General features: G+C 56.6%; 9 protein-coding genes and 1 tRNA gene. 6 read left to right on the top strand and 4 right to left on the bottom strand.

The window, feature by feature from the left end:
* Together AWT75_RS19645 and AWT75_RS19640 are read left to right on the top strand one after the other, a co-directional pair.
* The coding region (locus AWT75_RS19645) for a hypothetical protein (RefSeq protein WP_204377124.1) at window positions 1–467 on the top strand (467 nt) is incomplete at its 5' end.
* Window positions 468–554: 87 nt separating this feature from the next.
* The gene (locus AWT75_RS19640) at window positions 555–1,436 is read left to right on the top strand and encodes a GTPase family protein (RefSeq protein WP_062791369.1); all 882 of its coding nucleotides are present in this window, start codon (window positions 555–557) and stop codon (window positions 1,434–1,436) included.
* Window positions 1,437–1,565: 129 nt separating this feature from the next.
* On the opposite strand, the gene AWT75_RS19635 is transcribed toward AWT75_RS19640, so the two are convergent.
* The 4 genes from AWT75_RS19635 to AWT75_RS19620 form a co-directional block, all read right to left on the bottom strand.
* Window positions 1,566–3,788: a S8 family peptidase gene (locus AWT75_RS19635; protein ID WP_062791367.1), complete on the bottom strand. Its 2,223-nt coding sequence runs from the start codon at window positions 3,786–3,788 to the stop codon at window positions 1,566–1,568.
* The gene (locus AWT75_RS19630; protein WP_062791365.1) at window positions 3,785–4,942 is read right to left on the bottom strand and encodes an AAA family ATPase; all 1,158 of its coding nucleotides are present in this window, start codon (window positions 4,940–4,942) and stop codon (window positions 3,785–3,787) included. The genes AWT75_RS19635 and AWT75_RS19630 overlap by 4 nt, the downstream gene beginning before the upstream one ends.
* A 509-nt stretch (window positions 4,943–5,451) precedes the next feature.
* A tRNA-Met gene (locus tag AWT75_RS19625) sits at window positions 5,452–5,528 on the bottom strand.
* A 94-nt stretch (window positions 5,529–5,622) separates the two neighbouring features.
* Entirely contained in the window at window positions 5,623–6,774 is a 1,152-nt protein-coding gene (locus tag AWT75_RS19620; RefSeq protein WP_062791363.1) for a class I SAM-dependent methyltransferase, read from the bottom strand.
* Between the two features lie 134 nt (window positions 6,775–6,908).
* Here AWT75_RS19620 and AWT75_RS19615 point away from each other — a divergent pair, with 134 nt between their 5' ends.
* The 4 genes from AWT75_RS19615 to AWT75_RS19600 all read left to right on the top strand — a co-directional run.
* Window positions 6,909–7,682, top strand: a complete 774-nt coding sequence (locus AWT75_RS19615) for a pteridine reductase (RefSeq protein ID WP_082696221.1) — start codon at window positions 6,909–6,911, stop codon at window positions 7,680–7,682.
* 89 nt (window positions 7,683–7,771) lie between these two features.
* Entirely contained in the window at window positions 7,772–8,758 is a 987-nt protein-coding gene (ttcA, locus tag AWT75_RS19610) for a tRNA 2-thiocytidine(32) synthetase TtcA (protein WP_062791361.1), read from the top strand.
* Window positions 8,748–9,548 carry a polyamine aminopropyltransferase gene (locus AWT75_RS19605; protein WP_082086443.1) on the top strand — a complete coding sequence of 267 codons (801 nt, stop codon included), beginning with the start codon at window positions 8,748–8,750 and terminating at the stop codon, window positions 9,546–9,548. Before ttcA ends, AWT75_RS19605 begins: the two co-directional genes overlap by 11 nt.
* A gap of 189 nt (window positions 9,549–9,737) precedes the next feature.
* Window positions 9,738–9,989 (top strand): NAD(P)-binding domain-containing protein (locus AWT75_RS19600; protein WP_420835435.1); only part of this gene is annotated, 252 nt, incomplete at its 3' end.

Below are 9,989 nucleotides of genomic sequence, written 5' to 3'. Positions count from 1 at the left end.
CAAGCAATCTGCGCACCCGTCAGGTCGAGGGTGCGCAAGTAATGCAATTGGGTGTGCAGTGGGAATGCAATTGGATGCGCAAGTCCGTGCAATTGCGCAGCCAATGGAATAAATCCGTGGCACTGGATGGCCAGACCCTGCATTACAGCGTCACCGACGACAAAGGCAATTCACTCGATATCCAATGCGGTAAAGAGCCGGCCACCATGCATGTCAGCCTGAACCAGCGTTACTACGGCCCGGGCTACCCGCAGGACTTCAGCATGCAGATCGGAAGCAAAAAGCTGTTTCCCTCCGATGCCGGCAGCAATGCCGGTGGTGACAACTTCCGCGCTGCCTGGGATGCATTACGCGCCGGCAAGAAAGTGATTGTTCATGCTGGAAAGGCCAGCATGGCCGTTCCGGTGGCTGGCGCTGCGGCCGTACTTCCTGCCAACCCTGCGAAGGCTCAATGCGAGAGTTGGTAAGCCCGCACCGGCAACTTCCTCCAAAACAGATCGCCATCTCTACCGAGGTGGCGATTTTTATTGTCCCCAATGAAAGTGAGGCCTGACATGCGCACGCCCGCCACCCCGCCGGAATCCACCCCACCGCTACAAAGCTGCCTGAGCCAATGGCTGGACAAGCAAACCCGCCATCTGTCCGCAGATTACCGCCAGTACCTGCAAGATGAACTACAGAAGATCGTCAGCTATCAGGCCACCATCGGCGTAATGGGCAAGAGTGGTACCGGCAAGTCTTCGCTGTGTAACGCTCTATTCGGCCAAGAGGAATCCGCAGTTAGTGACGTGACCGGTGGCACCCGTTACCCACAAGAAATCACCTTGGCCTATCAATCAGGGCGAGGCATCTCGCTGATCGACATGCCTGGCGTGGGTGAGAGCCTGCAGCATCATGAGGAATACCGCGATCAGTACAAGGCGCTACTACCGGAACTGGATCTGATCCTGTGGCTGATCAAAGCTGACGACCGGGCCCTCAGCCTGGATCAACAGTGCTATCAGGAATTGCTGCAGCCCAATCTGGCCAACCACGCCATCCCGGTGTTGTTTGTCATCAGCCAGGCTGACAAGATCGAACCCTGCCGGGAATGGGATGATCAACAGCATCGTCCAGGTCCATTGCAGCAAGAGCATTTGGTCCTGAAACAACGGGTGATCACCGAAACCTTCAACATCCCGGCCAGCCACATCAGCGTGATTGCTGCTGCAGAAAACTATGGCTTGCCCGAACTGGTGGAGAACATCGTGCGAGTGTTACCGCATGAGAGAAAGTGGGGGGTAGTACGGGAAACCAAGCCGGAGCAGATCTCCAACACTACCTGGCAACTCTGTCTGGCTTGCCTGTGGCAGCTACTGCGTAGCCGTCTGGGTGACCTGGCCCGCAAGGGCAAGGAAGTGATGGTCGACAAGCTCAGTGCCCTGTGGGGACGCTGAGCTGGCGGCATAAAACACTCCCCAGCCGGAGAGTGTTTTTTTTTGCGATTGCGGCGGGGAAATGGCCGAGTTCAGAGTGAGTCGATCACCCAGGCTACAAAGTACGATTCATGCCACACATCAACAACGCTACACACGGATAGGCAAGGTTACCTTAGGTTGGATGGGTACCAGCATCTTGGCATAAGAGCGTAGAATTTCGTTGTAGAGATCCGCATGCTTTGGGGCTTCAACCGAGATGATTAGCGCATAGCGAATTTTCTCAGCTCCGGTTGTTGGCCCACCGGCTTCACGTGCGTTGTAGTGGATGTCAAACACCGGATTGTCTAGGCTACTGCCCCGCATGGACTTGTTACCATGCAAAACTGTTTCCCACTTACCCAAATCAGAACGGCGCTCCTCCTCGGTTGCATATTTCTTCATGTCAAAGAAGCCCTTCGTATCAGCGTTTGTCTTACCTTCCTTGACCTTCTTATCACTGGGTCGAAATACTACTTCCAAACCGGCCCGTGTGTAGGCAATTGCATCTTGTGGGTCAGTTGAAGAAGCGTAGCAGAAGGTCGCCTTTAGGCGAATGTTGCCTTGTAAACCGCCAGTAGGAATTGGAAGCGTTGCCCGGAGATACTTGCCTGGCTTCAATTCACCCTGGTAGACCACTCGCGCCACGCCTGCTGGGCAAGTAATGATTTCTGCCAAATCTTCTGGCACTTTCCCCCAGCCCACTTCGAGTTTGTCATGTGAGGCTGGGTCTGCACCATGTACAAGCAGGGCTTTGATGGCTAGCGGGGTCAAATCGGCACCAAGAATCGCGCGAACACCGACGGCGTTGCGCAGTAGATACGGTGCTGCAAAACTGGTACCTAGTTGCGGTACCAATGTTGGCTTCGCACCTTCCGCAAGGACATGGAAATACTTAGAGCGGGTAGCGTCTCCACCAAAAGCCATGAGATCAGGCTTCACGACCCCAGGGCTACGTCCAGGACCAATGGCGCTGTAGGCCGCACGGGCCCATGTTGTGTCGACGTTGTCTGCGGCCCCCACTGACAATGCATTAACGCAATCAGAGGGAACCTGTACCCGAGAATTGCCAACCGACCGATCCATCTCACCGTTATTGCCAACAGCCACAGTCATCAGCGTATCGCCATCGCTGAGCAAATCGTCGATTACAGATGTCCAAGCATGTACATCTGCATCATCAATCGGCAGATCAGGTCCTAAGCTGAGATTAATGAACTGATACTGGCGGGACAGTAGAACTTCTTCGATAAGCCCTAGCGTTCGGTACAACTCTAAGGGGTCTTCCGAATTGGTCTCCCGATCCAGAACGCGTAGATGGTCTACGTAGGAGTAAGGGCGGGGTGCAGTACTATTCGGAGTTATGGGGCCAAATAGAAATGCCGAAGTTACTCCGAGGCCGTGCTCTAAGCCCCCGGGATCATCCGCAGCATTTTCATCTAATAGGCGATAGTTGTTCAGCCATGGTCCGATGCTGTGATGCTTGGGAAGGCCGCCATCAAGAATTGCTACCTTAGGCTCGGATGATAACGGTTGCTCAGTTGGCAGATTGCACGACACGGTTAGACCTGCGGATCGTTGCATAGGGCGCATGCCACGCAGTTGGGGCATTGGACGAATAACGCGAACAAATGAGAACTGAGCCAAACGCTTGATGCTGTCGTTTTCTCCCTCGGCAGGAAGGAACCATAGATTGCCCGCGCTGAATGCCAAGTCTGTATGGATGGTAACGCCAACCGCTGCAGCGTACTTAGCGAATGCACGTTGCACGAACTGGTCCATATCTCCGGGTAGCAAATGAAGGCCTACTTCGAAAAAGTGGTTTTGGGCCGTGTCTAGCGAAACGATACGGTCGTCTGGCTTGAAAGCGGAAAAGCGCTCAATATGTGATAAGTCTTTCGCTTCGTTTGAGCCATCTTCCAGTTGTGCTGCCCAATCGTTTAACTGACGAAATGATTGTCGTCTGCCGACCACGAAAAGCTCTGTGGTGCTTGATTCGCGGGGATCCCCCTTCTTGGACCATGCCTCGGGAGTAAGCTTGACAGCCCTGCTGCCGACCGATTCAAGGCCAGCTTTGCGTAACATCGCTAATGGGAAGAATGAGCGTGCAATGTAACTTGGGTTGAGAGCTAGACGAGCAACGCCCAAGTCCCCAGGACAGGCCATATCAGGGAGGCTGTCTAGAATATTTGATGCCTCAGTGAACTGCGGTGCCAACCGTTTTCTAGATTGCTCTAAGGTATAAACCTCCGCCTTGTCCATTCCACGTTTGGGGCCCTTGATTTCGTAGGTAAGCAACTCACCTCGTCCGATCAGGAAGTTTGTCTGGCTCATGCTTTACGCCTCCGTTTTTGGGGAACGACGGTTGGTCCGTCAGTTGTGTACTTGCGAATAGTGTCCCGGCTCACCCCCGTGATGTCCGAGATGCTGTGCTGTGATAGGCGGGTTTGCTTTGCTAGTAACACCGCCATGTCGATACGTCCTTGACGTTCCAGTGACAAGGCGCGTGCTTTGATGAAATCCTCAATTAAATCCTCATCCGAGGCCGTACCCAATGCCACCGCGCGTCGAAATCGCTGTATTTCTCGTTCGATATCGCTGAAAGACTGTCCACGAAATGCGAAGGCAAGGATTTCGATCCATCGACCAAACAGTGCGAAGTCAGGCCCAAGGAATCGCTTGATTGCGTCCTTGATCGCTGCAGGTTCCGGGATCTTGAATTCAATGACTAAGTCAAACCGTCTCCATAGTGCAGGATCGATCAGTTCTGGATGATTGGTTGCCGCCAACAGCAAACCGGTTGCAGGCCATTCATCAACCTCTTGCAAGATCACTGTTACTAGGCGCTTGAGTTCTCCGATATCTGCGTCATCACTACGTCGTTTGGCTATTGAATCGATTTCATCTAGCAGCAAGACACATGGGCTACGCTTGGCAAAGTCCAAGGCGGCGCGCAAATTGCTGCCGCTACGCCCCAATAGGCTACTCATCACTGCAGTCAGATCGAGTACATATAGCGGAACGCCAAGTTGCGCTGCCAACCAGCGTGCAGTTAGGGTCTTGCCGACGCCTGGTTGGCCGACAAAGATGGCAGAGCGAGTTGGGGTTAGTCCTAGTGATGTAAGGCGCGATACCTGCTTGCGCTCCTGGATCAATTGCCCGAGAGCTTCTTCAAGTTCGGTCGACAGAAGCGGGGTCTCTCGATCCGAGGGGTCTTTGAAAACTTTTAGTAACGATAGCCTAGACTCATCATCCACCGGCAGAGCTTGGTCTGGCAGTGATGGTGCGACTGTCTTGCGTAATGGAGCTCCCGTCCGGTGCGGTTTGGCGCGCAAGTACAAGTCCACTTGCTCAGCCAATTCTGGCTCCGTCCCTCGGTACTTCCTAACCAGCCTTGCGGCGAAAAGGCGCACATCCTCAGTTTGCTCAGCCAAAGCTAGTCGAACAATCTGGACTAAATCAGCCTTAAGTCCTGTAATTTCGCCCATAATTATCTCAGTACATTGATTTCATTGCATTTTATTTTCATGTGCAATGGACTAATTTATTATCGCATCTTTTTTGTAGACAAGAAAGCTTGCGACGGTGATGGATGGACGATTCCATAGTTTGGCTGTGAGCTGGCATGCTGGGGAAATCTGAGGGTGCCTTCCATGCGGAAGGGCCGGTTCGGCTAGTGCAACGGAAAAAATGGCTAGGGCTTGGTCTGAGTGATTGCTACGGGGAGGGGCTTGGGTCAGTAATCTGTTATTGCTTTGTGATGGAGGCGGCGAAATTTCTAGCCCGTGTAGGCGGATGTAGGCATTTGCCTAATTTTTAGGCAAAAATAGAGCGTTGGAGTAGATTGTCCCATCTAGCTCAGTTGTGATTGGGTGGTCTGGGGCGTTGCATGGTTGCTATGGGTTTGTGAGGCATGAAAATGCCTACACAGTGCCTACGCGAGGCTAGAAAAGCAAAAGGCCAACTCGTGAAAGTTGGCCTAAGTGCTTGATAATGCTGGTGGCGAATCAGGGACTCGAACCCCGGACCTGCGGATTATGATTCCGTCGCTCTAACCGACTGAGCTAATTCGCCACGTTTCTCGATGCGCTTGCACCGAGACGCGAACTATACGCAGCGTTTTTTAGGCTGTCAACCACATTTGCAGACAAATCACCTGCAGTCCGGCTTACAGGGTGTGGCAGCGGTCGCCCTGGGTAAAGCCTTGCCAGTCGATGCTGACGCCACGGCCAAAACCGATCACCTTGAACAGTTCGCCCATCTCCTGCATGGACAGCAGCTTTTGCACCATGGCCACCACCGGCAGGTAGCTGGCACTGTCGTCAGCATCCAGTTCGCCCAATAGCTGGGTGATGCCGGTATTGATCAGGAATTGCGCCTGGGTGGTGTAGCCGATCAGGTCCAGCCCGGCGTCGATGCCGGACTGGGCAATGGCGGTGAAGTCCACGTGGCAGGTGAGGTCCATCAGGCCGGGCAGGAAGAAGGGGTCATCCACCGTGTGATGACGGTAATGGCCGATCAGCGTGCCCATATGGCGTTGCGGATGATAGAACTCGCCCGCCGGATAGCCGTAATCCACCAGCAGGATGGCACCGCGCACCAGATGGCGCGCCAGGGTGTGGATGAAGGCGGTGTTGCTCAGGCTCAGCTCGCTGATATAGCCCGCCTGCCGGATGTTCAGTGCCGCAGCCTGTTGCAGCAGTGTCGGGTCCTGAATCGGGCGGTCCTGCCAGATGAAGTTGTCGCCATCCAGCGCCACGCCGCGTTGCAGTGGTTCCGGCGTCCAGTGCAGCAGCTCGCAGGGCATGGCATCCAGCACTTCATTGCCGATCACCACGCCGTCCAGCTGCTCCGGCAGCACGCTCAGCCATTGCAGCCGGTCGGCCAGATGGGGCAGGGCGCTGCGAATGGCCGTTTGCTGGCGCTCGATCAGGTCGGCCGACAGGTCGATGATGATGTAATGCTCAGGCAGGCAGTCCAGCTTTTCCAGTTCGGTCAGGATATCAATGGCCAGCTTGCCGGTGCCGGCTCCGAATTCGTACACCGTGCCAGCGGTTTGCGGCAGCAGTTCGGCAATCTGCCGGGCCAGGGTTCGGCCAAAATAGGCCGACATTTCCGGTGCGGTGGTAAAGTCACCGGCGCTGCCCAGCTTGTGGCTGCCGGCCGAGTAATAGCCCATGCCCGGCGCGTACAGCGCCAGTTCCATGTAACGGGAAAAGGGAATCCAGCCACCGGCCTGGGTGATGGTCTGGCGGATATGGGCGCACAGCGCCTGGCTGGTGGCAAGCGCCTCGGCGCTTGGGGCGGGTAGGGTGGTCATGACGTGCATCCTGCTACAATGTGCGGCGATTGTGGTCGAAAGCGGCGCAGGGGTGAAGAGGCACTGCGCATTTTGTTGTCGGCGCAGCCAGCAAACACGGCGCTGCAAGGCAGGCAGGAAAGGCTGAACAGGATATGAAGCAACAGCAAGAGCGCTTGATGCAAGTGAATGAACAGCGTGTGGTACTGATTACCGGCGGTGCGCGCCGGGTAGGGGCTGGTATTGCCCGGCTGCTGCATGCGCGCGGGGTGCGGCTGGTATTGCATTACCGTGGTTCGCAAGCGGATGCGGAAGCCTTGGCCGCCGAGCTGAATGCACAGCGAGCGGAATCGGTGGTACTGCTGCAGGCCGACTTGCTGGACATGCAGGCGGTGCGCCAGCTGGCAGCACAGGCCATTGCCGCGTTCGGACGGCTGGACGGGCTGGTTAACAATGCCTCCAGTTTTTTCCCTACCGAAATCGGCCAGATCGACGAGTCGGCCTGGCACGACCTGATGGGCAGCAACCTCAAGGCCCCGCTGTTTCTCAGTCAGGCGGTGGCACCGGTCTTGCGCCGTAACGGCGGTGCCATTGTCGGCATCTCAGACATCCACGTGGACCGGCCGATGAAGCGCCATGTGGTGTACAACCTGGCCAAGGCCGGGCATGCCCAGCTGATTCGCAGTCTGGCGCTGGAGCTGGCACCGGATGTGCGGGTGAATGGCGTGGCGCCGGGGGTGAACCTGTGGCCGGAGGGCGAGGCGTCTTTCGATGCGGCAGAGCGCGCCGCTATCGAAGCCACCATCCCCTTGCAGCGTACCGGCCAGCCGGATGACATTGCCCGTGCAGTGGCCTTTTTGCTGCTGGATGCCAGCTATGTCACCGGTCAGATTCTGGCGGTGGATGGCGGACGCGGCATCGTGTTGTAAGGCTTGGGGCGGTTTGCCGGGAAATGGCATGGATTGTTGCAGGGAAAAACAGTAAAATCGCCTGTTTTTCAATTTCTTAGCCGTACCCCATGTCCGAACAGAACACCGTGCTCGACGACAAGGCCAAAAAGGCCGTGTTCGAGGGCAACAAACTGGCCAAGCGCCTGCGTCACCACGTGGGTGATGCCATCAATGACTTCAACATGATCGAACAGGGTGACCGGGTCATGGTGTGTCTGTCCGGCGGCAAGGACAGCTACACCCTGCTGGACATCCTGCTGGGTCTGCAAAAATCCGCCCCCATCGACTTTTCCATCGTCGCCGTCAATCTGGACCAGAAGCAGCCCGGCTTCCCGGAAGACGTGCTGCCCGGCTATCTGGCGTCCATCGGGGTGGAATACCGCATCATCGAAGAAGACACCTACTCCATCGTCAAGAAGCTGGTGCCGGAAGGCAAGACCACCTGCAGCCTGTGCTCGCGCCTGCGTCGCGGCATCCTGTACCGCGTGGCGGACGAGCTGGGTGCCACCAAGATCGCACTGGGTCACCATCGCGATGACATCCTGCACACGCTGTTCCTCAACATGTTCTACGGCGGCAAGCTCAAGTCCATGCCGCCCAAGCTGGTGTCGGACGACGGCAAGCACATGGTGATCCGCCCGCTGGCCTATTGCCGCGAGAAAGACATCATCCGCTACGCCGACTTGCGCCAGTTCCCCATCATTCCGTGCAATCTGTGCGGCTCGCAGCCCAATCTGCAGCGCCAGGTGGTGAAGGAGATGGTCAATGACTGGGACAAGCGCTTCCCCGGCCGGGTAGAGAGCATGTTCCGCGCGCTGCAAAACGTGGTGCCGTCCCATTTGTGCGATACCGGCCTGTTCGACTTTGCCGGCCTGAAAACTGGTGACAGCCCTTTCGAGAACGGCGACACCGCCTTCGACAAGGAAGAGTTCCGCGATCCGCCAATGCCGCTTGAAGACGGAGAAGAAGCCGTCACCGCACCGGTGCGTCGCACCATCAGCATTCTGGATTCGCGCAAACCGGCGCAGCAGGAGGAGGGTGGCTGTGGCGCGTAGAGCCTTGCATCCTTTCCGCCGCCGCGTGCGTGCCGCGGTGGAAGACATGCCGGAAGTGGAAATCTCCGAAGCCGGCAATATCCGGTCCTTGCATCTGGGCTCGGAAACCATCCAGAGCTCGATGGACATGGACGAACCGGCCGAACTGGTGTTGTCCTACAGCCGCGCCATGATGGCCTTCCTGCTGTGGAACGATGACCCGCGCCATATCCTGCAAATCGGCCTGGGTGGTGGTTCCTTTGCCCGCTTCATCGACGAATACCTGCCGGAAGCCGTCAGCGTGGCGGTGGACATCAACCCGCAGGTCATCGCCGTGGCACGTGCCTTTTTCAAGCTGCCGGAAGAGGGTGATTTCTTTGAAATCATCGAGGCCGACGGTGCGGATTACGTGAAGATTTTCCGTGGCTCCACCGACGCCATTCTGGTGGACGGTTTTGATGGCTTGCAGATTGTGGACGAACTGACCACCGAAGACTTCTTCGAAGACTGCAAGCGTGCGCTCAGCCCCAATGGCGTGTTTGTCACCAACTGGTGGAGTGGCGACAAGCGTTATCACAGCTTTGTCGAGCGTTTGCTGTCGGTGTTTGAAGGCCGCGTGCTGGAATTGCCCTCGGCCAGTCACGGCAATGTGGCGGTGCTGGCTTTCCGCCAAAGCCCCACGCTGACCCAGTGGGAGGCGCTCAAGGAGCGTGCCGACCGGCTGGAGTGCCGTTTCGGGCTGGAGTTTGGCGAGTTCGTCAATCGTCTGAAACAGAACAATCAGGGCAGTGCCGGGCATCTGCTGATCTGAGCGGGCTGAGCGTGGCGCTGTCGGCTGTGTTGTCACGTTTGGTAACGCCAGCGGCTTGCCAAGCAGGCGTATAATGCTGCGCTTGCAACTTCACAAGCGCGGTTTGAGCCAGATCAGCAAGCCCGCCAGCCAGGCGAGGCACACTGCCAGACCTTACCGAATTCAGTGCATGGCTGCCCGGATGCAGCCATGGCAGGTTTTTACTTTGTTGGGACTATCATTGTGATCAAGCAGCAATTGCTTAACCGTATCGCGGACAAATCCGCCGTTATCGGCATTGTCGGCCTGGGCTATGTCGGCCTGCCGCTGATGCTGCGTTTTGCCGAAGTGGGCTACAAGGTACTGGGCTTTGACATCGACCAGAGCAAGGTTGATGCCCTGACCGCCGGCAAGAGCTATATCGAGCATATCAGCGCCGACAGCATTGCCACGGCCCGTACC

Origin of the sequence: Aquitalea pelogenes (genome assembly GCF_001515305.1) — a bacterium.
GTDB classification, from domain to species: Bacteria; Pseudomonadota; Gammaproteobacteria; order Burkholderiales; family Chromobacteriaceae; genus Aquitalea; species Aquitalea pelogenes.
This window is presented reverse-complemented; position numbering and strand designations above follow the sequence as displayed.

Excerpts from the sequence above, each read along its gene's own strand:
- AWT75_RS19635 (WP_062791367.1), bottom strand. The coding sequence starts at position 3,788 with ATGAGCCAGACAAACTTCCTGATCGGACGAGGTGAGTTGCTTACCTAC.
- AWT75_RS19640 (WP_062791369.1), top strand. The coding sequence starts at position 555 with ATGCGCACGCCCGCCACCCCGCCGGAATCCACCCCACCGCTACAAAGC.
- ttcA (WP_062791361.1), top strand. The coding sequence starts at position 7,772 with ATGTCCGAACAGAACACCGTGCTCGACGACAAGGCCAAAAAGGCCGTG.
- AWT75_RS19615 (WP_082696221.1), top strand. The coding sequence starts at position 6,909 with ATGAAGCAACAGCAAGAGCGCTTGATGCAAGTGAATGAACAGCGTGTG.
- AWT75_RS19620 (WP_062791363.1), bottom strand. The coding sequence starts at position 6,774 with ATGACCACCCTACCCGCCCCAAGCGCCGAGGCGCTTGCCACCAGCCAG.
- AWT75_RS19630 (WP_062791365.1), bottom strand. The coding sequence starts at position 4,942 with ATGGGCGAAATTACAGGACTTAAGGCTGATTTAGTCCAGATTGTTCGA.